This window comes from Salinicola sp. MH3R3-1 (assembly GCF_001937155.1).
In the GTDB taxonomy this organism is placed as follows: Bacteria; Pseudomonadota; Gammaproteobacteria; order Pseudomonadales; family Halomonadaceae; genus Salinicola; species Salinicola halophyticus.
In genome coordinates this window covers 82,914-106,820 of sequence record NZ_MSDP01000001.1, presented here as the reverse complement: position 1 = coordinate 106,820, position 23,907 = coordinate 82,914, and the positions used below count along the sequence as shown (strand labels likewise).

Genomic DNA, 23,907 nt, shown 5'->3' with positions numbered 1-23,907 from the left:
GCTTTAGCCGTTCACGCGTGTTCCGATATCCATATCGACGTCCGCTGCAGGTCATTGCATGGCTAATGATGGCTCTACTGCTGCAGGCCTGCGATACCAACCTCTACACGCACCTCGATGAGCGCGAGGCGAACGTGATCGTGGCCACACTGGCACGCAACGGGATTCCCGCCAATCGACAGTCCGACGACGAAGGCCAGATGACGGTGACCGTCGACGAGGATCGTTTCGCTGAAGCGGTCGACGTGCTTGATCGCGCCGGCCTGCCGGAGCGCAAGTTCACCAACCTCGGCGAGGTCTTTCAGGGCAACGGTCTGGTATCGTCTCCCGTACAGGAGCGCGCCCAGATGATCTACGCATTGAGCCAGGAACTGTCTCACACCGTCTCCCAGATCGACGGCGTGCTGTCGGCACGCGTTCACGTCGTGTTGCCGGACAACGATCTACTGCAGCAGAACAGCACGCCGTCGTCGGCATCGGTCTTCGTGCGCTATATCCCGTCGCTGGATATCGATCCGCTGATTCCCCAGATCAAGACACTGGTCGCCAACGGCATCGCCGGCCTCTCCTACGACAAGGTCTCTGTGGTGCCGGTCGTCTCTCGCCTCCCGGAGGAGACGCGCTCGACGCCGCAGCCGATGATGAGTTCGTTCCTGGGCATCGCGATGCCGGCTACCAGCGTCGCCAGCGTCGGGTGGTTACTCGGCCTGATGATCGCGGCGATCCTGTTACTGAGCCTTGCGGTGGGCTGGCTGATCTGGCGGCAGCGCCGCCAACGCCCCTATGATTTGGCGACACCATCATGATGACAGCGGCCGACGCCGAACTGCCGGTGCGCATCGATCGGACACACTGGGTCGAATGTCTGGACGGCATCGCCCTGAATGTGACCCTGCAACGCTGGGTCGCGCAGCCGCGTTTTCGACAGCGCCTGACCGAGCGACTGCGGCGCCGCCACAACTTACCCGCGATTGATGCACTGCCCGAGGCAGACGCCGCCGATCACGCGTTGCGCCAGCTGGACGCCGCCGCGCTAACGGACTGCGTGCGTGCAGCCGGCGTCATCGTCCATGCCAATGCCGTGGTTCGCGAAATCCAGGCGCCACGCGTCGCCGCGCTCAAGCAGCGTCTGGGCGCCGATCTCTATGCGCTGGCCTTGACCCATCGCAGCCATGGCAACGCCGACGAAGCCGTCGGGGATGACCTCGATGCCTTCGAGACCAGAATCGAACGGGCCGGCAGCCGCTGCCTGTTGGTGTGGGCGGAGACACGACCGCCCTCGCTGCGAGCCTGGCTTCAGTTGGGTTGGCTCGGTCAGCTAACTGCCAGCGATTCCTCTGAACAGCCTGCAGTCGACGACCACATCGACATCGGCAGCCATGAGGACACGGACAAGGCCAGAGAGATCGCCCGCCTGGCGGCAGCGCATCTACTCTCGCGTAACGTCATGCAGGACCAGGCCACTCGACAAGGCGGTGATCCGGCATGAACTCACTCCCCCCACGCCCCGGCAAGGTGATCTTGCGCGCCGCGGAAGCCGAAGCCTGGGTCGACGGTTACGCCTTTCTCGATCATGCACGCCAGCGGGCAGACGATCAGGCCGCCGAATCCCAGCAGGCGCGGAATACCGGTTACACCGAGGGTTTCGAAGCCGGCCGTCGTGATGGCGAAGCTCAGGCCGCAAAGCTGCTGGCGACAACCCAGGCCGACATCAAACGCTATCTGGAGAGCCTCGAGCCCGCCCTTGCCAAACTCTCGCTGAATCTGGTCCGAAGACTGCTCGGCGAGTTCGATGACGCCGATCTGATCGCCCGCTGCGTACGTCAGGCGCTATCCGAGTGGCGTCACGAACATCGCCTGCGCATTCGCGTGGCCCCGGCACTGGAGTCCCGCGTGGCCGTACTGCTTGCCGAGCATCCGCCCGTAACGGTCGATTTTCAGGTCGAAGCCGACGCCCAATTGGGGCCAGGTCAGTGCCTGCTGGTCAGCCCGGTTGCGGTCATGGATATCGGCGTGGATTCGCAGCTCGACGTTCTTCGTCAGGCGTTGTTCGACGGCAAGGCATCGGCATGAACACAGAGATATCCGCGACGCCCGACGACAATGACGACGCCCTCACAGCGCTCGACGGTCTGCTGCCGAGGCTCGGCGAACGTATCGCGCAGACCGAAACCCGCCAGATCAACGGCCGAGTGCGACGGATTCGAGGCCTATTGATCCACGCCAGTATCGAAGGCGTCAGCATCGGTGAACTCTGTTACCTGCGTGACCCCGTCAGCGGTCGTCGCATCGCTGCCGAGGTGATCGGCTTCGAGGAAGAAGACGCCGTGCTCTCGCCGATCGGCGAGCTGCAGGGGTTATCGACCCGCAGCGAGGTGATCGCCACCGGCCGCGCTCAGGGCGTGGCCGTCGGCGATGATCTGCTCGGCCGCGTGATCAGCCCGCTCGGCGAGTGGCTGGACACCCCGCCGGCGCCGTCGGTCGACGCCTCACAATCCGCCTCTCCACCAACCGCCAACGCTTCACGAACCGACGGCTCTCTGCACGAGTATCCTGTGCATGCAGAGCCTCCGCCCCCTTTGACCCGCCAACTGATCGAGCATCCTCTGGCACTTGGCGTGCGCGCCATCGACGCGCTCAATACGGTCGCCCGAGGCCAGCGTATCGGCCTGTTCGGGGAACCCGGTGTGGGTAAATCTTCGTTGCTCTCGGCCATTGTCAAAGGCAGTAGCGCGGAAGTCGTCGTCCTCGGGCTGGTCGGAGAGCGTGGGCGTGAAGTGCGAGAGCTGCTCGACGTCCAGCTCGATGCCGAGGCTCGACGCCGTACCGTTTGCGTCGTCTCCACCTCGGACCGTCCGGCGATCGAGCGGGCCCGCGCCGCGCTGGTCGCGACCAGCGTGGCGGAGTATTTCCGCGACCAGGGACGTGACGTGCTGTTACTGGTCGACAGCCTTACCCGCTTTGCTCGCGCTCAGCGCGAGATCGGTCTCGCCGCCGGCGAGCCGCCAACCCGGCGCGGCTATCCGCCGTCGCTGTTCGCCGCTCTCCCCCGGCTGCTCGAACGCGCCGGCCCCGGCGGCGCTTCCGGAGGCAGCATCACGGCAATCTACACGGTGCTGACCGAAGGTGATGGCACGCTCGACCCGGTCGCCGAGGAGTCGCGCGCCATTCTCGACGGACATATCGTGTTGAGTGCCGATCTCGCCCGCCGCGATCACTTCCCGGCGATCGACGTGCTGGCCAGCCGAAGCCGTTTGATGGAGACCGTCGCCAGCAAGGACCACCGCCACGACGCCGGCAAGATTCGCGACCTGATGGCACGCTATCGTGATGTCGAGCTGCTGCTCCAGGTGGGCGAATATCGTGAGGGCAGCGACGCCGCCACCGATGAAGCGATTCGCAAGCATGCCGCGATCAATGACTTTTTGCGCCAGTCGCGGGATGACCTCAGCGATTTTACAGAGACTCTGAAGCGGCTCAGGGAGCTCGCCCGATGACCTCACCGCATCAGCTCGAACGCCTGATGCAGCTGCGACGTCAGCGCACGCGTCTGGCTGAGGAAGCCTTGGCGACAGGCCAGCGCCACTGCAAAGATCTGGCGGCACAGTGTCAGGTACTGGAGCAATCGTTGGTGGAACACCAACGCAGCGCCAATCAACGGGACCAGGCACAATTCGAAGCCAGCGAGAATCGCCCGCTCAACGCCGAAGCGCTGGCCGACTGGCAACAGACGATGGCCGACGACGCCGCGCATCGAGAGACGCTGCTTCACGAGCGCCGATCGCAGGCGCGTCATCTCAAGCTCGCCGAAGAAGAACGCGATGCACAGGCCGCCGAATGGGGCCGACGCCTGCGAGCCCAGCGGGCGCTGGAACGTCTGCAAACCGATCAACAGCGCACCATGGCGATAAATGCTGAGCGTCTGGCGGAACTGGAGATGGAAGAGGCGCGCCAGGGGCAAGGAGACATCACATGACGAACCTGTCGTCGGCGCCGCCCGAGACTCGATTCCAGCCCTTGTTTGACACGACCGACACAGCCGATTCGCCGGGAGATACCACAGCGGCCCGAGTCACCCCGCTGGCGATATCGGCACTGCCACGCGTCGAGGCCTCCCGGCTCGCGCTGCATAACGCCCTGCACGTGCTCCGCCAGCCGCTCGGCTTCGACTGGCACGGCCATGTGGCCAGCCTGCGTCTGCTCGACCAAAACACGCAGGTCGAACAAGCGCAGGCGATCACGCTCTGTCTTGGCGAGGAACGGCTAACCCTAAGCGGTAGCACTCGAGCCTTCGATCGACTTAGCCAGCATCCCGAACGCCTGCGCGAATGGCACGACGTCGATGCCGAACTGGCCGCCATGTGGCTGGAAGTCGTCTGGCTCGAGTGGCTAGAGCCGCTGGAGGCTTCACTGGGCGCGGGCATTCGTCTGATACCCGGCAAATCGGCACCGCCCGAGTCCACGATGCGTCTCTGTTTCATCCTCGAGCTCGATGGCGAATCTCACCCGCTGGCCCTCGATCTTGCCATTCCGACCGCCGAGCGGCTGCTGCCGCAGCTCGACCGTGCCTTTCCGGCACAGCGAGCGCCGGCCAATGGCATCATCTCCACACTTCGGGTCGAGTGTGGCCGGCAAACGCTGACGCTGGGCGAGTTCCGCAGCCTGCGTCCCGGCGATGTGGTCATGCTCGATACGGCGACGGACGATGAGGTACAACTGAATCTGGCCGATCACTTCGGCTGCCGCGCTCGTTTTGGCGAAACCGGACTTCAGGCCACTGGGCCGTTGATCGCGAATCGTCCGGAGTCACACGCGAATTCATCCCTCGAAGAGAGTGTCATGAGCGAACCCCCTGTGGACAAAAAAGAATCGCCCACCCAACCCTCGCTGGAAGCCGATGCTGTCATGGATAACCTGCCGGTACAGCTGACCTGCGAGCTGGGCCGGCTGGAACTGTCGCTCGGCGAGCTGCGCAAGCTCGGTGAAGGCAGCGTACTGCCGCTGGAACGCCAACCGGAGCGAGCCGTGGACCTGGTCGTCAACGGCCGGCGGATGGGGCGTGGGCGCCTGGTCGCGATCGGCGACGCCATCGGGGTACAGATCGTAAGGCTCGCGCTCGATGAAGGACACGCCGGGAATGACTGAGTTCCAGCCCAACTTGATCGCGATCATCATCGTGGTCGCCACTATCGGCCTGGTGCCGTTGGCGGTGGTCACGATGACGGGCTTTCTCAAGATTTCGGTAGTGCTGTTTCTGATCCGCAACGCCCTCGGCGTGCAGCAGACGCCGCCCAACCTGGTGCTCTACGGCATTGCGCTGATCCTGACGGTTTACATCACAACGCCACTGATCGGGGAGATGGCCCACCAGTTCGAACAGCGCTCGGCAGGATTGGCCAACGTCGAGGAGATCAAGCAGACCGGCGAGGCGCTACGCGGGCCGTTGCAGGAGTATCTGTCCCGCTACGCGAGTGAGCGCGAACGTGCGTTTTTCATCGATGCGACTCGCACGCTGTGGTCGGACGAGGCGCGCGAAGACCTGCAAAGCGATGATCTGATCGTGCTGATACCGGCTTTCGTCAGCTCCGAGTTGACCCGCGCCTTCGAGATCGGTTTCCTGCTCTACATCCCGTTTTTGATCATCGACCTGATCGTCTCCAATGTGCTGATGGCGATGGGCATGATGATGGTTTCCCCGACACTGATCTCGATTCCGTTGAAGATCTTCCTGTTCGTGGCCGTGGACGGCTGGTCGCGACTCATGCATGGACTGATTCTGAGCTACGGAGGCGGCTAGGATGACGGACGACATTTTCCTCTCACTGATGAAAAACGCCCTGTGGACGGTGCTGCTGGTCTCGGCACCCGCACTGCTCGTGGCGATCGCCGTCGGTTTCGGTGTGGGTCTGTTGCAGGCGTTGACCCAGATTCAGGACCAGACACTGCCCCAGGCGGTCAAACTGGTGGCAGTGCTATTGGTGCTGATCGTCTCAGGCCCCCTGCTCGCTGGGCAGATCGTCAACATCACCGATCAGGTGTTGGATAATTTTGCCGCCTGGTCACGCTAGGCTCGGCGCCAGCTTCAACGAGCCGCGCGCATGAACTACGAAGATTTTGCTCAGTTCCTCACCGACTTCGCCTATCCACTGATAGCCGCGGCGGCGGTCGGTGTGGCGCGAGCACTGGGAATGGTGCTGGTCACACCCGCGTTCAATCGACTGGGACTGACCGGCATGATCCGCTCCGCCGTGGCGGTGACGATCTCGATGCCGCTGATCGTGCCGCTTTTCGATGCGATGGTGAACGCGGAGACCTTGTCGACCTTCAGCGTCGCCGGCATGGTGATCAAGGAACTGCTGGTCGGCGTCGCTATCGGCCTGGTGTTCGGCGTGCCGTTCTGGGCCGCCGAGGTCGCCGGAGAACTGATCGATCTGCAACGCGGCTCGACCATGGCGCAGATCGTCGACCCGATGGGGGCCACCGAGTCCGGCGTGACCTCGACATTGATGACGATCACGCTGCTGGCACTGTTTTTCATCACGGGTGGTTTCATGCTGCTGCTCGACGGTTTCTATCGCAGCTACGCGCTGTGGCCGGCGGTGGACTTCATCCCGCTGCTCTCGGAAACCTCGGCGATGGCGCTGCTCGGGCTGCTCGATCAGGTGATGGAAATCGGCGTGTTGATGATCGCCCCGCTGGTGATCGCGCTGCTGATCGCCGACCTGATGCTGGCCTACGTCGCCAGGATGGCGCCCAATCTCCACGCCTTCGATCTCTCGCTGCCGATCAAGAACCTGCTGTTCGCCTTCCTGATGCTGATCTACGTGGTCTTCCTGATTCCGTTGATGGTGGATCAACTCGATATCGTCAATCTCAACATGGGCCGCCTCGAGGCCATTCTCGGCGCCATGCGATAGCCGTCTTCCGCCCCACTAAAGCCATACAGTCCGTTACTCAGCGTTTCGCCGCTGCCATCGGGTCGTCATCCGGCGCCTGAATACTGGAGACGTTTTCCCGCGATGCCGCCCCGTCCTTTTCATGGATCGAACGTCGGCGTCCTCGAGCCAACGCCTTCCAGAGAGAACAAGCCGATGCGCGTCAACGATGATGTCACCCTCGACAAAAGCACGATCTCGTCCGCCCCCACTCAAGTTTTCACCTCCTTGCTCAAGCTGGCGCAGAAGATGGCCGGGGATGGCGGCAAGGAGAAGGAAACTCTCGAGCCCGGCAGTCAGGATTACGAGGACACGCTGAATTCTTTGGCGGTGGACATGGCGGAAGGCATCGACATCGACAAGCGCCGGGTTTCCAGCCTGACGGGAGACGCCGCAGACAAGTTCGAGAAGCTGGTCACCGCCGAGCTCAACGCCCAGCGCGCCGACGGCAAGAACCCCGACCTGTCCAAGGCGATCGACAACGCCAGGAAAGCGCTGTTCGATCGCATCGGACATGCCCTCGACAACGCCGACCGCAACGCCGACAAGGGACTCGATGTCTTCGAGGGCTACTGGAAGCGCCATGGCGGCGAAGAGGCCGCGATCGACGCGGGTTATGACGCCTACGACGGTTATCTGGCCGATAACACGCTGACCGACAACCCCGACTACGAGGACAAGCTCAATGCCCTGGCCTTGGGGATGGCCGGCGGCACGCTGACCGACCAGCGCAAGATCCTGCATCTCGACTCATCGGACACGCTCTCCCAACTCTACAAGAATCTGATCCAGAACCGGATCGATCAGGGCGACGATACTCAGGAAGCGATGGATCACGTCAACGACGATCTGCGCGAGCGCATCGACAGCGTCGGCGGTGGCGACGTCGCCAATGTCTTCGACGGCTATTTCAAGCGTCACGGTGGCGAAGAGGACACCGAGGAGCTGGCCCAGGAGAGCTATCTGGCCAATCGCGACGAGGCCGACATCGCCTACGACGACACGCTGAATTCGCTCTCCTCCGACATGGCCGAAGGCATCGATATCGACGACCGCAAGGTGAGACCGCTGACGGGAGACGCCGCCAGCCAGTTCAGCCAGCTGGTGGAGTATCAGCTCGACCAGCAGCGTGAGCGCGGCGACGCCCCGGATCTCCAGGCGGCCATCGACGACGCCAAGAGCGATTTGCTTGACCGCACCGGCAATGCGCTAAGCAATACCGGAAAAGATAGCGATGACGGTCTCAACGTCTTCAACGGCTACTGGGATCGTCACGGCGGCAAGGACGACGCCATCAGCGCCGGTTATGCCGGGTACGACAATTTTCTCGCCGACAACACCGTGACAGATAACCCGAGCTACGAAGACAACCTCAACGCCCTGGCCTCTGCCATGGCCGGCGGCACGCTCACCGACAGCCGCAACATTCTGCATATCGACAGTTCTGAAACGCTGTCGCAGCTCTACCAGAACCTGATCGACAGCAAGGTCAGGGAGGGCGTCAACGCGAGCGATGCCGTGACTCAGGTCAACGATGATTTGCGCGCGCGCATCGGTAGTGCCGCGGGTGACGACGGCGACAAGGTCACCAATGTCTTCGACGGCTACTGGTCGAAGCACGGTGGCGAGACCAACACCCAGCGCCTGGCCGACAACGCGGAGCTGGATACGGCGCGGCGCGATCACGACCTGCCAGCCTTCAGCGATGTCGACATTCAGTCGATGGAGACCAGCGAGACCGACCCGGACGACAGTTCACGCAAGTTAACCGTCAGCGAGCTGACCTGGCAGAACCTGATCGAAGAGTGGAAGACGGGCATCGAAGACGGCAGCATCGACAAGAACGACGAGCGCGCCCAGTTCTACCGAGCCCTGCGCGCCCAGGGTGCGCTCGAAAACGGTCTGGATCTGGTCGGACTCGACATCTCCGAGGGACTGAGTCTCGATCACGCTAGCGGCGACGATCTGTCATCGGTCGTCGATGGCGAAAAACTCGATGCTCGTCTTGGCGACCTGTTTGCCTCCGAAGCCGTGCAGAAGGATTACGCATCGGCACAGACAGGCGCCGTCAGCAAGGTCGCCAACAAAGATGATATCGCCTCTCGGCTGGAGGAAACGGCGTTCAGCGAGGCGTACATCGATTACATCAACGACCTCCGCGAGAGCGGACAGGGCGAACTCGCCGAACAGGATATTTCGAAGACCTACAATGCCCTCTCCACGCTATTCCCGGCGACCGAAGAGACCGACAAGGCAGCTGAATTCGCCCAGAATCTGCAGGTCGATTCGATGGTCACCGATCTCGACGACCTGATCGCCAATCCCGACCAGATCAACGATGCCAATACCGCGACCGCGACTCAGGACGTGGTCAAGACCGTTCTGACCGCACTCAAGCGCGCCGGTGTCGATATTCCACGACGCACGGCGGAGACGATCGATAAGTTCGTCAACGAATACCTCAACGATCAGCAGACGGCGAAGAACTTCGGCAAGGCGCTACAGGAGCTCGGGGATCGCTTCCAGAAGAATGGCTCGATCACCCAAAAGGATATCGATGGTCTGATGAAGAACGGCGTATACAAGGCGCTCAACGAAAAGACCAATGGCGGCATGATGTCGCTGATCGGCACGCTCAACGGCAACGGCGCGCTGGGTTCGGCCGGCGGTCTGATCTCGCTCGCTTCGGGCATCTATCAGCTGGCCGGCAAGGGTGGTTCACTCGCCGACACCACCGAAGGACGCATGGCGATCGCCAAGGAATTCATCAGCTTCTTCGGCGCCAGCCAGCATTTCGTCAATCTCGGTAGCAACATCATCGACAAGGTTAATGGCACTAACGTCAATGCCATGCTGGGCCTCGACAAGACGCTGCCGCAGATCTGGGGCGACGACAAGGTCAAGGGTAAGGCACCCGCTCCCGATCCTCATACGTGGGAGCGTTTCAGCGACAACATGCAGCAGATCATCAAGGATGCTCCTGTCGGCGATCAGGAGACCCTGGCCAAGAAACTGGATATCTCCTATGACGACGCCGGGAAAGTCGTCAAAGGCGCCAAGGACGGATTCGCCAAGAACCCGGCATTGCCCGACGCCACCACGACGACACGTTCCGTGAGCTCCTTCCTGAGGGTTCTGGATGGCGCAGCCAACTCGGCCACCGGCGCGCTGGATATCGCGCTTGGTGGGCTGATGATCAAGCGCGGCGCCGACAGTGGCGATGGTGCCACCATCGGCCAGGGCGCCGTGACCGTCGCCGCTGGTGCCTTCGGCCTTGCCGGGGGCGCTTCCTCGCTCGCGGCGCTCAAGGGTATTGCCGTTGCTCGCGCCGCCACCGGTCCGCTTTTCTGGGTATCTGCCGCACTGACGCTCGCGACGTTACCCTTCTCCATCGTCCAGGACATCAAGCGCACCAATGCACTCGAGAGCCATGAAGCCGATCTCAAGGATCTCTTCACGTCCCTGGACGAGGACGGTCTGCTGACCGAAGATGGCTTGAACCGCTACGAGTTTCTCGAAGAGTATATTCAGAACTACGGTCAGCGCGATGCGCCCGATGACCAGAGCATTTTCGAATACCGTAGCGACGAATACGCGTTCTACACTGAAGAGGGCCACCTGCCCGAATCGGGCTGGGACGATTTCAATCATGAGGATTACGCCGGTGACGGCAGCAACCTCGAGACTCAGATGGCTTGAGATTCGGCAGAAACCGACATGACACCATGAGCGCATGAGCGAGCAACCTTCCGAAGAGAAGACACTACCGCCATCGACGAAGAAACTTCGCGATGCGCGCAAAAAGGGCCAGGTCTCCAAAAGCGCGGATCTGGTCACGGCAATGGTGATGCTGGCCTGCACGCTTTACATCGCGGTCAGTGCCAGCGACATCATCGCACGCGTCCGGGGCCTGCTCGACACGACAGCGCAGCTCTATACCGAACCCTTCGACTCGCTATGGCCACGCCTGGTGGCGCAGGCGGGAGAGGTTTTGCTGCTGTCGGTGTTGCCGCTGGTGGCGCTCACTTTCGTGATCATCGTGCTGACTAACATCGTGGTCTCGCAGGGTTTCGTCTTCGCCACCGAACCGGTGCTGCCCAAAGCGGAGAAGATCGACCCGGTACAGGGTTTCAAGCGTATCTTCTCGGTGCGCGGCCTGACCGAGTTCCTGAAGTCGCTATTCAAGATGCTGGCCCTGGCCGTTGCGCTGGTCATCGTCTATCGGCTCGGTCTGCAATCGTTGATGGAATCCTCAAGTTGCGGCTTCGGTTGCATCCAGGGCACTTTCATCGATCTGTTGCAGCCACTGGTCATCACCGCATTGATCGCGTTCTTGCTGGTCGGGGGCTTCGACGTGATGTTGCAGCGCTGGCTGTTTCGGCGCGACCAGCGCATGACCAAAACCGAACAGAAGCGCGAGCGCAAGGATCAGGAAGGCGATCCGACGATGAACCAGGAGCGCCGCAAACGCCGCCGTGAAATGCATCAGTTGAATGCCAAGGTCGGCGTACAACATGCCTCGATGATGATCGGCACCGAAGATGGTTGGTTGGTCGGCATCCGCTACGTACGTGGCGAAACACCGGTACCGCTGGTCACCTGCAAGGCAGACCCCTCACAGGCGACCGCTCTGCTGGCGAGCTCGATTCCTCGGCATATTCCGCGGTCGGCAGATGCGGAGCTGGCCAAGAGCATCGCCAGACGCGCCGGTAATGGAGACCCGATTCCCGATGGGACCTTTCAGTCTGTCGCCGATCTGCTGGTGGCAGCCAAGCTGATATGACAGTCAACGGATTTATTGGCGGTATGCGACCCCGGCGTCACCGTCTTGCAGCGTGCAGTCGATCCAACGCTGCAGATTGTCGACGGTTGCCGAATCGCGGTCATAGAGAAGGCGATACGTCATCGGCGCGACCACGCCATCGATGAGCTTGCAGATCGGCGGCGGCGTTTCGCCGCGGGAGAGGGCTCGATCGTGCAACGTCGTCATCAGGGATTCGCTGTAACGGCAGCAGCGCTCTCGCCGCTCGTCATGAGCGCTAGCCATGACGTCGTTGAGCGCGCGCTGACCCGGCACCGATGTCATCTCCTCGAGGTAATGTTGCCCCCAGGCCAGCAGGTCACCCGCAAGCGTGCCGGTATCCGCTGGATCCTCGTCGGGACGCATCCGCTCCACCGAGACGTCGGCCACCAGCTCCGAAAGATTGCCCCAGCGACGATAGATCGTCGAAGGTGTAACCCCGGCGCGCTCGGCGATCTGCGGCACTGTCAGCTCGTCTCGAGCCTTGATGGTCTGCAGCTCGCGAACGGCTTGATGGACCGCTTCCTGCACGCGGGCGCTGCGCCCCCCTGGCCTAACGGCTTCCTTGATCGCCATGACTCTCTCCGCAAGCGCTGTTCGATGAATCCAATCGACTAAAACCGGCGAAATGAAACCTGGTGCGGATAAGGTACATCCATCGCTCCGCTACTAAACGCAAAGCGTTTGCTTTATTCGCCGGGCACGGTCAGACTATCATTAACGCAAAATTTTAGCATTAACGGATTCCTCGATGTCACCGCCTACCCCTTGCAGCTCGACCAATGTCTACCCCGCGCCCAGGCTCGGGTCGCTGGTCTATTACGCGGTATTGATGGTGACGTTCCTCGCCGCCTCGAGCGCTCCGACGCCGCTGTATCAGATCTACCAGTCGACCTGGCACTTCTCGACGACCTGGCTGACGCTGGTCTTCGCCAGCTACGTGTTCGCGCTGCTGTTGGCGTTGCTCACCACCGGCTCGCTATCGGACTACATCGGCCGACGCCCGGTCGTCGCCATCGCCATCGTGGGCGAGATCCTGTCGTTGGGGTTATTCCTGGTCGCCGACGGGCTTGCGTGGGTACTGGCGGCGCGAATCCTGCAAGGCATCGCCACTGGAATCGTAACCAGCGCGCTGGCGGCAGCAATGCTCGACAGCGATCATACCCGCGGCCCAGTGCTGGCCAGCATCGCGCCGCTGTCCGGGATGGGAATCGGTGCGCTCATCGCCGGCCTGCTGGTGACCTACGCCCCGGCGCCCATGCGCCTGGTCTACGGGGTCCTGATCGTCATGCTCGTCGTCATGGGGCTGTGTCTGCGTCGGATCCCGGAGAGCGTAACGCCAAGGCCCGGCGCACTGGCGGCGCTTCGCCCCCGCGCGACAATCCCGCCGGCCGTGCGCGGTCCGCTGTTCCGGGTCATTCCGGCCGTGGTCTCGTCGTGGGCGCTGGGCGGCTTTTCGTTGTCGCTGGGGCCGACACTGGTGGGCACGATCAGCGGCGTACACAATCCGCTGGTGGGCTGCCTGATCACGTTTCTGCTGCCCTTCATTGGCGGCATCAGCGTGCTGATCCTGCGCGCCAAACCACCAAGGCTGGCCGTGCTGCTGGGCACCGCCTGCCTGATCGTCGGCATGGCCGGCCTGCTGCTGGGAGTCTATCGGGAGTCGGTTGCGATCCTGCTGGTGGGCACGGCGATCGCCGGTATCGGCTTCGGCGCCGCGTTCATGGGCGCCATGCGCGTCGTCATGCCGCTGGCGCCGCCTACCGAGCGGTCGGCGCTGATGGCCGCGTTCTACGTGATCTGTTACCTGTCGGCCAGCACCCTGGCGCTTTGCGGCGGCATCGCGACCCAACATTTCGGTCTGATCCCCACCACCTACGCCTATGGCAGCCTGGTGGCATTGCTATCCTTGGCGGCGTTTTTCGGCACCCTGACGCAGCGCCAGCCCGAGGCCGAGGCCGAACCTCGGGCGCGATGCCACAGCCCCGCTTAAAACGACGCTTCCGACGCCTGCCGCTCGAGCGTTCGACACAGATCGCCGTCGAGCTTGAGCGCCGCCGCCAGTTGATCGAGCCAGGCTCGTTCCATCGGATTCTGCTCATCGACGATCGCCACGCTGGCCAGATAGACCTCGCGCGCCGCCTGGGGTGAATCCGCATTGCGGGCAATCGCATCGGCATCCAGCGGCGCGGCCATCTGCTGTTCGACCCAGGCATGCAGTTCATCGTCGGCGCCCAGTGCGTCGATCTGCTCGGCCAATGCGGCGCGCTCCTGGGCATCGATGTGGCCGTCGGCACGGGCGGCGGCGATCATCGAGCGCAGAATCAGCAGACTTCGCGTCTCCTGAGGTTCGCCGGAGAGCTGTTCCAGCGGCCGGTCGGTCTCGGTGGTGGCTGCGGCGTCGGGCGCGGAGGACTTCTCCTGGTGCGTTTGCCAGGCCTTCCACGCCAGCGCGCCGAGGCCGGCCAATGCGCCATACTTGATCGCCTTGCCACCCATGCTGCGACCACGCTTGCTGCCGATCAGCATGCCCAGCGCACCGCCGCCCATCAGCGACTTGACGTCGAAGCCGCTATTGCCAGACGACGATTTACCGCCACCGCCGGCCTGCTTCATGATCTGCGAAAGAATCTTCTGTGCGTTCATTACCCCTCCCGTCAGTTTCCACTCGCCCCGATGCAGGGAAGCCCTGCCCTTGAATAGACCGCCTCGATGTCAGGAGGTTTAACGTCGGCGACAAATGACTCAATCGATCAGCGCCGCGCGATGCGGGTCGGCATGGAAATCGAAGGCATCGGCAATGTCCCGCGCGATGACGCGAGGCTCCGAGAGCGGCGGCAGCTCGGCGGGCGAGAAATAGGCGGCATCGTGCACTTCATGGCCGGGATCGAGCGGCGCACCGTCGAGGCGCTCGCAGAGGAAGAACAGCTTGTAGAAATCGAGCACGTCCGGCGGGTAGGCGTGCCTGGCCTTGTGGCGGATGGCGTAGAGCCGTTTGACCGCGACCGTGACGCCGGCTTCTTCCCACACCTCCTTGACCGTGTTGTCGGCTGCCGACAGCCCGATTTCGGCGTAGCCGCCGGGCATCGTCCAACGCCCGTCCATCTTCTCTTTCACCAGCAGAATCTTGCCGTCGTCGATGATCGCCGCACGCACATCGATCTTGGGCGTGACGTGCCCTTCGCCCTCGCCCAGCGCCAGATTTACCCGACCGATGGGAATATCGCCCAGCGCCGCCATCATCGCGGTCGAGAGCTCGGCGACCTCTTCATAGCGCTCGCGGTCGAACTTGTCGTGGCAGTAGTGCAGCCCGGTACCGGCCAGCGCCGAGAGGCGTTTGGCCCAGGCGAGCCATTGATCTTCCATGAGAGGGTTTCCGATCGCAGAGGGTGGATGACAAGGCGCGTTCGGCTAAAGACTAACAACTGCGGCTGGAGACGTCAGGCGATGGTATGAGGGGAGACGCGAAAAAGCCCTTCCGGAGAAGGGCTCGCAATGCTGACAATCGACAGGTGTGGCGATGGCTTCAGCTGGCCGCGGGCGCTTCGTGTTTCGGCTGCGGGCCATGATTCGGGCCACCATGCGGGCCGTGATGCGGGCCGCGTGGTGGCTGGGTCAGCGCCTCGAAAGCGGCAACCTGCTCGTCGTCGAGCACCTCGGAGAGCGCGCTGTGGCGCTGTTCGAGCAGCTGCTTGAACTGGGCGCCGCGGGAGTCTTTCGCCGCCTCGTCAGCCTTGGGATCGGGGCGCTTGAGCTGATGCAGACCATCGAAGAAGGTGCGTTCGGCGTTCAGCACCTTGGTGCTCTGATCCTGGTTCAGATCCCAGGTCGCGAACAGCGGCGCGTAACGCTTTTCGAGCTGTGCGCTCATCTGCGCCGGATCCATCTTCGGGCCACCGTGATGACGCATCATCGAAGGCCGCGGGCGCTCCAGCATCTGGTAGGCGTGCAGCTGTTCGTCGGTCAGCACGCCGGCCAGCTGCTCACGCTGCTGCTCCAGCAGGGATTCCATCGCGGCGCGACGCTGTTCCGGTGCGGCCTTGTCGTCGCCATCATTGGAATCACCGTGCAGTTGCTTGAGGCCTGCGCGGAAATCGCTGTCGGCCTGGGCCAGACTGGCCAGCTCGTCTTTGTCGAGATTCCAGCTGGCGACCACGGCGTCCTTGAGCGGATTGCCATGCACCATGCGCGCTTCGTGAGGCGCGGGTTGCTTGGGTTGTTCAGTGGCTGCAGCCAGGGCCAGCGGTGACAAGGTGGAAGCGGCAACGGCCAGCGCGATGAGTGATTTTTGAAATTTCATGACTTCGACTCCGGTTGCGCACCGAGACGCGGTGCAGGAGTACTATCTCGCCGTTTCGTGCAGGCAGTGTGCAGTGAACGTGGAAGGGTGAATCACCAAATCGGCAAAGCCTGACATTGTCGTTCCCCTCGTGCCGACATGAAAAAACCGCCCGGAGGCGGTTTTCAGGAAACACGATGACCCGTTCTCGCATGAAGCTCAGAATGCCCAGTCGTCGTCTTCCGTGCTGACCGTCTTGCCGATGACGTAGGAGGAGCCTGAGCCGGAGAAGAAGTCGTGGTTCTCGTCGGATCCCGGCGACAGCGCGGCGAGGATCGCCGGGCTAACATCGGTGACACTGGCCGGGAACAGCGCTTCGAAGCCCAGATTCATCAGCGCCTTGTTGGCGTTGTAGTGGAGGAACTTCTTGACGTCCTCGGTGAAGCCGACGTCGTCGTAGAGCGACTCGGTGTACTTGACCTCGTTGTCGTAGAGCTCGTGCAGCAGCTCGTAAGCGTAGACCTTGACCTCTTCCTGACGCTCCGCCGGCAGCTTGGCCAACTGACGCTGGAACTTGTAGCCGATGTAGTAACCGTGGATCGCTTCGTCGCGAATGATCAGACGAATCAAATCAGCGGTATTGGTCAGCTTGGCGCGGCTCGACCAGTACATCGGCAGATAGAAGCCGGAGTAGAACAAAAACGACTCCAGGAAGGTGCTGGCGACTTTACGCATCAGCGGGTCTTCGGCGCGATAGCGCTCGAGAATCAGCTCGGCCTTCTTCTGCAGGAACGGGTTTTCTTCGCTCCAGCGATAGGCGTCGTCGACATCGCGGGTGGTGCACAACGTCGAGAAGATCGAGCTGTAGGAGCGCGCATGGACCGACTCCATGAAGCTGATGTTGGTGATAACCGCCTCTTCATGAGCGGTTACCGCATCTTCGATCAGTGCCGGCGCGCCCACCGTTCCCTGGATGGTGTCGAGCAACGTGAGACCGGTAAAAACGCGGATCGTCAGCTGCTGCTCCTTCTCCGTCAGCGTATTCCAGGCGGGAATGTCGTTGGAGAGCGGAATCTTCTCCGGCAGCCAGAAGTTGCCGGTCAGGCGGTTCCAGACGTCCAGGTCCTTGTCGTCCTGAAGACGGTTCCAGTTGATCGCATCGACCCGATTCAGGTGACGGGCGGCAGAGGTAGCGGGCATATCCATGGGAGTGCTCTCGTTCGGTTGGCGCCGGGAAAGACGTTTCGCCATCGTTTCCCGGCGCGTTCACGCAAAGTCGGTCGTTATGGAAGGACGATCACAGAGTGCAGGAAACGCAGCCCTCGACTTCCGTCCCCTCGAGGGCGGCCTGACGCAGACGAATGTAATAGATCGTCTTGATACCTTTGCGCCAGGCGTAGATCTGCGCCTTATTGACGTCACGGGTGGTCGCCGTATCGCGGAAGAACAGCGTCAGCGACAGGCCCTGATCGACGTGCTGCGTCGCCTCGGCGTAGGTATCGATGATCTTTTCCGGGCCGAGTTCGTAGGCGTCCTGGTAGTACTCCTGGTTGTCGTCGGTCAGATACGGCGCCGGGTAGTAGACGCGACCCAGCTTGCCTTCCTTGCGGATTTCGACCTTGGACGTCACCGGGTGGATACTCGAGGTGGAGTTGTTGATATACGAGATCGAACCGGTCGGCGGGATCGCCTGCAGGTTACGGTTGAAGAGCCCATGAGCCATGACCGATGCCTTCAGCTCGCGCCAGTCGTCCTGGGTCGGAATCTCGATACCACTCTTCTCGAACAGCCCGCGCACTTTCTCGGTCTTCGGCTCCCACGCCTGCTCGGTGTACTTGTCGAAGTACTCACCGCTGGCATAGGTCGATTTCTCGAAGCCGGCAAAGCGCTTGTCGCGCTCGATGGCGATGCGGTTGGAAGCGCGAATGGCGTGAAACGCGATGGTATAGAAGTAGATGTTGGTGAAATCCAACCCTTCTTCCGAACCGTAGAGGATGTGCTCACGCGCCAGATAACCGTGCAGGTTCATCTGCCCCAGGCCGATGGCGTGCGACTTGGCGTTGCCTTCGGCGATCGACGGCACCGAGGTGATGTTGCTCATCTCGGAGACCGCGGTCAGACCGCGAATGGCCGCTTCCACCGTGGTGCCGAAGTTCGGCGAATCCATGGTCTTGGCGATGTTGAGCGAGCCCAGGTTGCAGGAGATATCCTCGCCGACCTGACGGTAGCCGAGATCGTCGTCGTACTCGGTCGGCGTGTTGACCTGCAGAATCTCCGAGCACAGGTTCGACATGTTGATCCGGCCGTGGATCGGATTGGCGCGGTTGACCGTGTCTTCGAACATCAGATACGGGTAGCCGGATTCGAACTGCAGCTCGGCGATGGTCTGGAACAGCTCGCGGGCGTTGATCTTCTTCTTGCGGATACGACCGTCGGCGACCATCTCTTCGTACTTCTCGGTGACGCTGATGTCACCGAACGGCACGCCGTAGATGTGCTCGACGTCGTAGGGCGAGAACAGGTACATGTCCTCGTTGCGCTTGGCCAGCTCGAAGGTGATGTCCGGCATCACGATGCCCAGCGACAGCGTCTTGATCCGGATCTTCTCGTCGGCGTTCTCGCGCTTGGTGTCGAGGAACCGCAGGATGTCCGGATGATGCGCGTTGAGATAGACCGCACCCGCGCCCTGACGCGCGCCCAGCTGGTTGGCGTAGGAGAAGGCGTCTTCGAGCATCTTCATGATCGGAATGATGCCGGAGGACTGGTTCTCGATACGCTTGATCGGGGCGCCGGCTTCACGAATGTTGGAGAGCGAGAACGCCACGCCGCCACCACGCTTGGAGAGCTGCAGCGCCGAATTGATCGAGCGCCCGATGGACTCCATGTTGTCTTCGATGCGCAGCAGGAAGCACGACACCAGCTCACCGCGCTGACGCTTGCCGCAGTTGAGGAAGGTCGGCGTCGCCGGCTGGAAGCGGCCATGAATGATCTCTTCGACCAGCTGCTTGGCCAGCGTCTCGTCGCTGCGAGCCAGACTCAACGCGACCATGCAGACACGATCTTCGAAACGCTCGAGATAGCGCTTGCCGTCGAACGTCTTGAGTGTGTAGCTGGTGTAATACTTGAACGCGCCCAGGAAACTCTGGAAGCGAAACTTCGCCGCATAGGCCTGATCGAACAACGCGGTGACGAAGCTGAAATCGTACTGATCGAGCACGCTCTGCTCGTAGTAGCTCTCTTCCACCAGATAATCGAGCTTTTCCTTCAGCGAGTGAAAGAACACCGTATTCTGGTTCACGTGCTGCAAAAAATACTGACGCGCCGCTTCGCGGTCCTTGTCGAGCTGCAGATGGCCGTCGGCATCGTACAGGTTCAACATGGCGTTGAGCGCGTGGTAGTCGAGCGCCTTGGCGTTATGTTCGGCGCCGGCGGCGGGTCGCGCTGCCGTACCGGTATCTAGGCTGAGCGTTTCCAAAATTCGGTCACTCCTGCGAGGACTCGATGGACATCTTCGACAGTGCCCATCAGTTCAAAACGATAGAGAAGCGGTACCTGACACTTTTGCGCAACGACTCGACCGGCCAGACCGAAGGAATGGCCGAAGTTGGTATTGCCGCCGGCGATCACGCCGCGAATCAGGGACCGATTGTGTTCGTCATTCAGAAAACGAATGACTGGCGCGGGTACCGCGGAACGCGGGTCGCCATCACCGTAGGTCGGTACAACGAGAATATAGGGTTCTTCAATCTGCAGGGACGGGTCGCTTCGGTTCAGTGGAATCCGGTTTGCCGGTAATCCCAGCTTTTCGACGAAGCGCCGTGTATTGCCTGATTTGGTCGAGAAATAGACCAGCCCAGCCATGACGGCTCTCCTGCGCCCTGCGCGGTTTTCGGCAGCGCGGAACCCGGTTCCACGCTAGCCCGACAAATTCGAAAGGGTCAGATCAGGCTACCAGCGTGCTGATCTTGTCCGGACGGAAGCCGGCCCAGTGATCTTCACCTGCCACCACGACGGGGACCTGACGATAACCCAGATTCTGGACACGCTGCATCGCAGCGGCATCTTGGGTCAGGTCGACCACGGTATAGTCGATTCCCTGCTTGTCCAGGGCGCGATACGTGGCGTTGCACTGGACGCAGGCAGGCTTGCTATAGATCGTGATGCTCATGATAACCATCCTTGACAGGAAAAATCGCCCACCGACGGCCGATGGTGCAGGCTTGGGCAGCGTAAGGATCCGGTTTTTCACCGCCTCCGCTGCTTCTGGAAAACACTATATATGGTAGCCCACCCATTTTCCAAGCATAGATGTGGTCTTTTTCTGTGACTTTCCTGTGGACAGTTTCGGGCCCTCACGGAGCCCGCATGGTAGCTCGCCTCACGCCATGTCAAGGGTCAAAAAGTCGTGCCCCGGGACGCAAAACGCGCCGGAGGCTTGTGCCGCCCGGCGCGTCGAGACACTACATCTGGTAGCCGATGAAGATCGCGCGGACAGCTCAAGCGTCTCGATCGGGTGGTGAAAGCAGTGCCGGACTAGTCCTTCTTGATCGCGTGGCCACCAAACTCGTTACGCATGGCGGAGAGCAGTTTGTCGCCGTAGGAGTCCTGCTCGCGGGAACGCAGACGCTCGAGCAGCGACAGCGTGATCACCGGTGCGCTGACATCGAGCTCGATGGCTTCGGCCACGGTCCAGCGGCCTTCACCCGAGTCCGACACGTACGGGGCGATACCCTCGAGCGACGGGTTCTTGTCCAGCGCGTCGGCAGTAAGATCGAGCAGCCAGGAGCGTACCACGCTGCCATGACGCCAGATTTCGGCGACCTGATGCAGATCGAGATCGAAATCCTTGCGCTCCATGATTGCGAAACCTTCGGCGTAGGCCTGCATCATGCCGTACTCGATGCCGTTGTGGACCATCTTGGTGAAGTGGCCGGAACCGCTGGGACCGACATGCCCCCACCCCTTGTCGGCGGCCGGCGCCAGGGCTTCGAACAGCGGCTTGAGCGAATCGACGATGGGCGTCTCGCCCCCCACCATCATGCTGTAGCCTTCCCGCAGCCCCCAGACACCGCCACTGGTGCCGACATCGACATAGTGAAGATGATGCTCGCGCAGCGTTTCTGCCCGGCGCACGGTGTCCTTGTACATCGAGTTGCCACCGTCGATCACGATGTCGTCCTTCGACAACATCGGTTCGAGCTCGGCGATGAGCTTGTCGACCAGCGGGCCGGCCGGGACCATCAGCCAGATGATTCTGGGCGCCGGCAACGCTTCGACGGCCGCCGCCAGCGATGCCGACGACTCGATGCCTTTCTCGGCCGCCTTCGCCATCGCCTCCTCGCTGGGGTCAGAGCCCACCACGCGGTGCCCGGCGCGTACCAGCCGCTCGGCCATGTTGGCGCCCATGCGCCCGAGTCCCACCATTGCAAGATCCATACGAACTCCTCTTGAGAGAGAAAGGTCTTGAGAAGAGAAAGGCGAGAGCCAGAGTCTTCCCGGCATCGCCCGACGAATGGCATCCGGCGGCCACGTGTCGAGTGCGACTAGTTCGACGAGCGCATCAGATGGCCGGCGATCAGCCGTTTGACCGGCCAGGCCGCCTCACCGGCTCGCAGCACCGCCTTGCGCAATAGCCTGGCCGGTGTGCGGTCATCGGTATATAGACCGACGATCGCCAGGGTCGCGGCAAACAGCGGCGCGGTCGCCAGACGTTGCTCGCGCTGGTAGCGCCTGAGCAGCGATGACGATGCAATGTCCTCGCCCTGCGCCCGCGCGTCACCGATCAGATCCGCCAGCCGCGACAGTCCCTGCAGGCCGAGATTGAAGCCGTGCGCGGTCACCGGATGCATGCCCACGGCGGCATCGCCGATCAGTGCCTGACGGGGCCCGACGAAACGCTCGGCATAGACGCTGACCAGCGGATAGCGGTGCGGTTCGGCGGCCCGACGCATCGCCCCGAGGCGGCCGCCGAAACGTTGGGTGATATCGGCGTCGAACGCTTCGACGCTCAGCGCGAGTTGCTTCTCCATGTCCGCTGGAGAGAGCGTCAGCACGACCGACGAGCAGTGGGTATCGACCGGTAGCAGCGCCAGCGTCTGGCCGTGGCCGAACCACTCCCACGCCGTCTGATCATGAGGTTCGTCATGATGCATGCGGCAGACCAGCATATGCTGGCCGTGCTGATAGCTGTGAACGGGGATACCCATGGCCCGGCGCGTGGTGGAAAAGCGGCTGTCCGCCGCCACCAGCAGCGAGGCATGAATACGCTCGCCACTCTCGAGAACGAGATCGACGGCGGTATCGCCGGTCTGGAAGTGGGCGATTTCTTGCTCGTCACGCCACAGGATCTCGCCCGGCCCGGGCGCCGACGCCTGCGGTGTAGTGGTCTGCAACGCTGCATAAGCCGCTCGCCGGATCACCCGATTGGGCACCAGACAGCCCAGCGGCTCGTCTTTCGACGCATCCGGCGCGATCTGCATCGCGAATAGCGACTGGCCATCGAAAACCTTGGCACCACGCATCCGGGCGCGTTCGGCCGGCTCGACTCGCGACCAGACATCGAGTTTGTCGAGGATCTGCTGGGAGGACCGGGTCAGCGCAATCTCTCTGCCATCACTATCGGGATTCATCATCGCCGAGCGCGGCTGACGATCGATCAGCATGGCGCTGACACCCTGACGCGACAACGCATTGGCGAAACACAGGCCGATCGGCCCGGCCCCGACGATGGCGACGTCGACCCGTGTCACAGCGGTTGAATCATCCATGGGTGCCGCTCCCTGATATCGGTGGGCCGTAACGGTAACGGAAAAGGGCGCCACGGCGAAACGTCGCCATGGCGCCTGGCGGGCCCCATCGTTCTTCGCGGCCCGTCCTTCGCGCGGCATCCCGTTCACTGCGGCGCCGGAGAACGATCATCTCGATGGAGCCCGGAGGCCGAGCGACAAGCTCAGTGCTTCTCGCCATGAACCTTGATGTGGCCCACCTTGTCCCTGAAGATCTTCTCTTCGAACTCGACTTCCAGATGCATCTCGCCCTTGGCCCGAACACGATGATATTCCAGACCGCTGAAACTCAATTCCAGATCATCGTCGTACTCTTCGAGCACTTTCCTGAATTCGCCAACGGTAATAATCATGACATCTCCTTTTTTCGAGGGAACATCGGATCCCTTCCGACACTCCAAGCCTAGACCATGACGCCGGTTCGGCGTTTCGTCTTCGGTCAATGTGATCTTCCGGAGATCGTCTCGCCAGGCCGACACGGCCATTCATGGTTACCCTAGCGTAGGACAGCGCTAGCTTGGCGTCTCATCGCCCATCGTCAACATGGTGTCACCAGCCGCGAATCGCTTCATCGGACCCTCGCCTGCAGGGTTTCTTTTTCAGCCAGGAGTCTCATTTGATGAATCTTCGTTTCCTTTCCGCCACGCTGCTGACCGTCTCCGTCGCGGCCTCGCCGATGGCCTCGGCCTACAGTTTCGATAGCGTCAAGAAAAACGCCGGCGAGATGATGTCCGGCCAATCCTCCCAGAGTACGGGCACCGCCAGCGGCGCGTCGCTGCTGAGCTCGCTGGGCTCCGGCTCGATGAACCTGGGTAGCATGCAGAACGTGGCCGGCGTGCTCGGCTACTGCCAGGACCAAGGCTATACCGAAAGCACCACCGACAAGGTCAAGAACAGCCTGCTCGAGAAGATCGGCGGCCAGAGTCAGGCCGAGGAGAGCGACAGCTACCAGCAAGGCTTGAGCGGGCTGCTCGATGGCGGGAACGGTCAGACCTTCAGCCTGACCCAGCTCAAGGATCAGGTGGGCAAGAAAGCGTGCGGCATGATCACCGACAAGGCGATGTCGTCGTTCCTCGGCGGCTGATACCGCCAGCGAACGATTCGCTG

The 23,907-nt window shown here is 62.0% G+C and carries 24 protein-coding genes; 13 read left to right on the top strand and 11 right to left on the bottom strand.

The genetic code is table 11. The features are described 5' to 3' along the window. The first annotated feature begins 17 nt into the window (after nt 1-17). The 11 genes from sctJ (at nt 18) to BTW08_RS00430 (ending at nt 11,718) form a co-directional block, all read left to right on the top strand. Complete coding sequence (gene sctJ / locus BTW08_RS00480) at nt 18-806, top strand: type III secretion inner membrane ring lipoprotein SctJ (protein ID WP_075560741.1); 789 nt, start codon at nt 18-20, stop codon at nt 804-806. After that, the gene (locus tag BTW08_RS00475; protein WP_075560544.1) at nt 803-1,489 is read left to right on the top strand and encodes a hypothetical protein; all 687 of its coding nucleotides are present in this window, start codon (nt 803-805) and stop codon (nt 1,487-1,489) included. Before sctJ ends, BTW08_RS00475 begins: the two co-directional genes overlap by 4 nt. Further along, nucleotides 1,486-2,073: a type III secretion system stator protein SctL gene (gene sctL / locus BTW08_RS00470; protein ID WP_075560543.1), complete on the top strand. Its 588-nt coding sequence runs from the start codon at nt 1,486-1,488 to the stop codon at nt 2,071-2,073. The genes BTW08_RS00475 and sctL overlap by 4 nt, the downstream gene beginning before the upstream one ends. Next, nucleotides 2,070-3,497, top strand: coding sequence for a FliI/YscN family ATPase (locus tag BTW08_RS00465; RefSeq protein WP_075560542.1), 1,428 nt, complete (start codon nt 2,070-2,072; stop codon nt 3,495-3,497). Before sctL ends, BTW08_RS00465 begins: the two co-directional genes overlap by 4 nt. Continuing rightward, nucleotides 3,494-3,976 (top strand): hypothetical protein, encoded by a 483-nt coding sequence (locus BTW08_RS00460; RefSeq protein ID WP_075560541.1) that lies wholly within the window; start codon nt 3,494-3,496, stop codon nt 3,974-3,976. The genes BTW08_RS00465 and BTW08_RS00460 overlap by 4 nt, the downstream gene beginning before the upstream one ends. After that, entirely contained in the window at nt 3,973-5,145 is a 1,173-nt protein-coding gene (gene sctQ, locus BTW08_RS00455) for a type III secretion system cytoplasmic ring protein SctQ (protein WP_075560540.1), read from the top strand. Before BTW08_RS00460 ends, sctQ begins: the two co-directional genes overlap by 4 nt. Beyond that, a complete protein-coding gene (sctR, locus tag BTW08_RS00450) occupies nt 5,138-5,797 on the top strand; it encodes a type III secretion system export apparatus subunit SctR (RefSeq protein ID WP_075560539.1) in 660 nt (219 codons plus the stop codon). The genes sctQ and sctR overlap by 8 nt, the downstream gene beginning before the upstream one ends. Before the next feature lies 1 nt (nt 5,798). Further along, entirely contained in the window at nt 5,799-6,068 is a 270-nt protein-coding gene (sctS, locus tag BTW08_RS00445) for a type III secretion system export apparatus subunit SctS (protein ID WP_075560538.1), read from the top strand. Nucleotides 6,069-6,098: 30 nt separating this feature from the next. Further along, nucleotides 6,099-6,917, top strand: coding sequence for a type III secretion system export apparatus subunit SctT (gene sctT, locus BTW08_RS00440; protein ID WP_075560537.1), 819 nt, complete (start codon nt 6,099-6,101; stop codon nt 6,915-6,917). 174 nt (nt 6,918-7,091) lie between these two features. Continuing rightward, nucleotides 7,092-10,634 carry a hypothetical protein gene (locus tag BTW08_RS00435; RefSeq protein ID WP_075560536.1) on the top strand — a complete coding sequence of 1,181 codons (3,543 nt, stop codon included), beginning with the start codon at nt 7,092-7,094 and terminating at the stop codon, nt 10,632-10,634. Between the two features lie 34 nt (nt 10,635-10,668). After that, a complete protein-coding gene (locus BTW08_RS00430; RefSeq protein ID WP_075560535.1) occupies nt 10,669-11,718 on the top strand; it encodes an EscU/YscU/HrcU family type III secretion system export apparatus switch protein in 1,050 nt (349 codons plus the stop codon). Nucleotides 11,719-11,730: 12 nt separating this feature from the next. On the opposite strand, the gene BTW08_RS00425 is transcribed toward BTW08_RS00430, so the two are convergent. After that, entirely contained in the window at nt 11,731-12,312 is a 582-nt protein-coding gene (locus BTW08_RS00425) for a TetR/AcrR family transcriptional regulator (protein WP_075560534.1), read from the bottom strand. Between the two features lie 175 nt (nt 12,313-12,487). On the opposite strand from BTW08_RS00425, the gene BTW08_RS00420 reads away from it, so the two are divergent. After that, a complete protein-coding gene (locus BTW08_RS00420; RefSeq protein ID WP_075560533.1) occupies nt 12,488-13,729 on the top strand; it encodes an MFS transporter in 1,242 nt (413 codons plus the stop codon). On the opposite strand, the gene BTW08_RS00415 is transcribed toward BTW08_RS00420, so the two are convergent. From BTW08_RS00415 to BTW08_RS00370, 10 genes are all read right to left on the bottom strand, one after another. Beyond that, nucleotides 13,726-14,382, bottom strand: coding sequence for a tellurite resistance TerB family protein (locus BTW08_RS00415; RefSeq protein WP_075560532.1), 657 nt, complete (start codon nt 14,380-14,382; stop codon nt 13,726-13,728). The two genes, BTW08_RS00420 and BTW08_RS00415, sit on opposite strands and share 4 nt — an antisense overlap. 99 nt (nt 14,383-14,481) lie before the next feature. Beyond that, nucleotides 14,482-15,102, bottom strand: coding sequence for an NUDIX hydrolase (locus tag BTW08_RS00410; protein ID WP_075560531.1), 621 nt, complete (start codon nt 15,100-15,102; stop codon nt 14,482-14,484). A 160-nt stretch (nt 15,103-15,262) separates the two neighbouring features. Then, complete coding sequence (locus BTW08_RS00405) at nt 15,263-16,036, bottom strand: hypothetical protein (protein ID WP_075560530.1); 774 nt, start codon at nt 16,034-16,036, stop codon at nt 15,263-15,265. A gap of 198 nt (nt 16,037-16,234) precedes the next feature. Next, a complete protein-coding gene (nrdF, locus tag BTW08_RS00400) occupies nt 16,235-17,215 on the bottom strand; it encodes a class 1b ribonucleoside-diphosphate reductase subunit beta (protein ID WP_075560740.1) in 981 nt (326 codons plus the stop codon). A gap of 97 nt (nt 17,216-17,312) precedes the next feature. Next, nucleotides 17,313-19,490: a class 1b ribonucleoside-diphosphate reductase subunit alpha gene (gene nrdE / locus BTW08_RS00395; protein ID WP_075560529.1), complete on the bottom strand. Its 2,178-nt coding sequence runs from the start codon at nt 19,488-19,490 to the stop codon at nt 17,313-17,315. Next, entirely contained in the window at nt 19,472-19,876 is a 405-nt protein-coding gene (gene nrdI, locus BTW08_RS00390) for a class Ib ribonucleoside-diphosphate reductase assembly flavoprotein NrdI (protein WP_075560528.1), read from the bottom strand. Before nrdI ends, nrdE begins: the two co-directional genes overlap by 19 nt. Before the next feature lie 82 nt (nt 19,877-19,958). Further along, nucleotides 19,959-20,183 carry a glutaredoxin-like protein NrdH gene (nrdH, locus tag BTW08_RS00385; protein WP_075560527.1) on the bottom strand — a complete coding sequence of 75 codons (225 nt, stop codon included), beginning with the start codon at nt 20,181-20,183 and terminating at the stop codon, nt 19,959-19,961. Nucleotides 20,184-20,548: 365 nt separating this feature from the next. After that, nucleotides 20,549-21,451 (bottom strand): phosphogluconate dehydrogenase (NAD(+)-dependent, decarboxylating), encoded by a 903-nt coding sequence (gene gnd, locus BTW08_RS00380; RefSeq protein ID WP_075560526.1) that lies wholly within the window; start codon nt 21,449-21,451, stop codon nt 20,549-20,551. Between the two features lie 107 nt (nt 21,452-21,558). After that, nucleotides 21,559-22,782, bottom strand: coding sequence for a 5-demethoxyubiquinol-8 5-hydroxylase UbiM (gene ubiM, locus BTW08_RS00375; RefSeq protein WP_075560525.1), 1,224 nt, complete (start codon nt 22,780-22,782; stop codon nt 21,559-21,561). Nucleotides 22,783-22,964: 182 nt separating this feature from the next. After that, nucleotides 22,965-23,153 carry a hypothetical protein gene (locus tag BTW08_RS00370; RefSeq protein WP_075560524.1) on the bottom strand — a complete coding sequence of 63 codons (189 nt, stop codon included), beginning with the start codon at nt 23,151-23,153 and terminating at the stop codon, nt 22,965-22,967. A gap of 266 nt (nt 23,154-23,419) precedes the next feature. Between BTW08_RS00370 and BTW08_RS00365 the strand changes: the two genes are divergently transcribed. Continuing rightward, nucleotides 23,420-23,884, top strand: coding sequence for a DUF2501 domain-containing protein (locus BTW08_RS00365; RefSeq protein ID WP_075560523.1), 465 nt, complete (start codon nt 23,420-23,422; stop codon nt 23,882-23,884). Nucleotides 23,885-23,907: the final 23 nt, after the last annotated feature.

What these genes read in the sequence shown, in the direction of transcription:
- BTW08_RS00475 (WP_075560544.1), top strand. Translation starts at nt 803, where the DNA reads ATGATGACAGCGGCCGACGCCGAACTGCCGGTGCGCATCGATCGGACA.
- sctL (WP_075560543.1), top strand. Translation starts at nt 1,486, where the DNA reads ATGAACTCACTCCCCCCACGCCCCGGCAAGGTGATCTTGCGCGCCGCG.
- BTW08_RS00465 (WP_075560542.1), top strand. Translation starts at nt 2,070, where the DNA reads ATGAACACAGAGATATCCGCGACGCCCGACGACAATGACGACGCCCTC.
- BTW08_RS00460 (WP_075560541.1), top strand. Translation starts at nt 3,494, where the DNA reads ATGACCTCACCGCATCAGCTCGAACGCCTGATGCAGCTGCGACGTCAG.
- sctQ (WP_075560540.1), top strand. Translation starts at nt 3,973, where the DNA reads ATGACGAACCTGTCGTCGGCGCCGCCCGAGACTCGATTCCAGCCCTTG.
- sctR (WP_075560539.1), top strand. Translation starts at nt 5,138, where the DNA reads ATGACTGAGTTCCAGCCCAACTTGATCGCGATCATCATCGTGGTCGCC.
- sctS (WP_075560538.1), top strand. Translation starts at nt 5,799, where the DNA reads ATGACGGACGACATTTTCCTCTCACTGATGAAAAACGCCCTGTGGACG.
- sctT (WP_075560537.1), top strand. Translation starts at nt 6,099, where the DNA reads ATGAACTACGAAGATTTTGCTCAGTTCCTCACCGACTTCGCCTATCCA.
- BTW08_RS00435 (WP_075560536.1), top strand. Translation starts at nt 7,092, where the DNA reads ATGCGCGTCAACGATGATGTCACCCTCGACAAAAGCACGATCTCGTCC.
- BTW08_RS00430 (WP_075560535.1), top strand. Translation starts at nt 10,669, where the DNA reads ATGAGCGAGCAACCTTCCGAAGAGAAGACACTACCGCCATCGACGAAG.
- BTW08_RS00425 (WP_075560534.1), bottom strand. Translation starts at nt 12,312, where the DNA reads ATGGCGATCAAGGAAGCCGTTAGGCCAGGGGGGCGCAGCGCCCGCGTG.
- BTW08_RS00420 (WP_075560533.1), top strand. Translation starts at nt 12,488, where the DNA reads ATGTCACCGCCTACCCCTTGCAGCTCGACCAATGTCTACCCCGCGCCC.
- BTW08_RS00415 (WP_075560532.1), bottom strand. Translation starts at nt 14,382, where the DNA reads ATGAACGCACAGAAGATTCTTTCGCAGATCATGAAGCAGGCCGGCGGT.
- BTW08_RS00410 (WP_075560531.1), bottom strand. Translation starts at nt 15,102, where the DNA reads ATGGAAGATCAATGGCTCGCCTGGGCCAAACGCCTCTCGGCGCTGGCC.
- BTW08_RS00405 (WP_075560530.1), bottom strand. Translation starts at nt 16,036, where the DNA reads ATGAAATTTCAAAAATCACTCATCGCGCTGGCCGTTGCCGCTTCCACC.
- nrdF (WP_075560740.1), bottom strand. Translation starts at nt 17,215, where the DNA reads ATGCCCGCTACCTCTGCCGCCCGTCACCTGAATCGGGTCGATGCGATC.
- nrdI (WP_075560528.1), bottom strand. Translation starts at nt 19,876, where the DNA reads ATGGCTGGGCTGGTCTATTTCTCGACCAAATCAGGCAATACACGGCGC.
- nrdH (WP_075560527.1), bottom strand. Translation starts at nt 20,183, where the DNA reads ATGAGCATCACGATCTATAGCAAGCCTGCCTGCGTCCAGTGCAACGCC.
- gnd (WP_075560526.1), bottom strand. Translation starts at nt 21,451, where the DNA reads ATGGATCTTGCAATGGTGGGACTCGGGCGCATGGGCGCCAACATGGCC.
- ubiM (WP_075560525.1), bottom strand. Translation starts at nt 22,782, where the DNA reads ATGGATGATTCAACCGCTGTGACACGGGTCGACGTCGCCATCGTCGGG.
- BTW08_RS00370 (WP_075560524.1), bottom strand. Translation starts at nt 23,153, where the DNA reads ATGATTATTACCGTTGGCGAATTCAGGAAAGTGCTCGAAGAGTACGAC.
- BTW08_RS00365 (WP_075560523.1), top strand. Translation starts at nt 23,420, where the DNA reads ATGAATCTTCGTTTCCTTTCCGCCACGCTGCTGACCGTCTCCGTCGCG.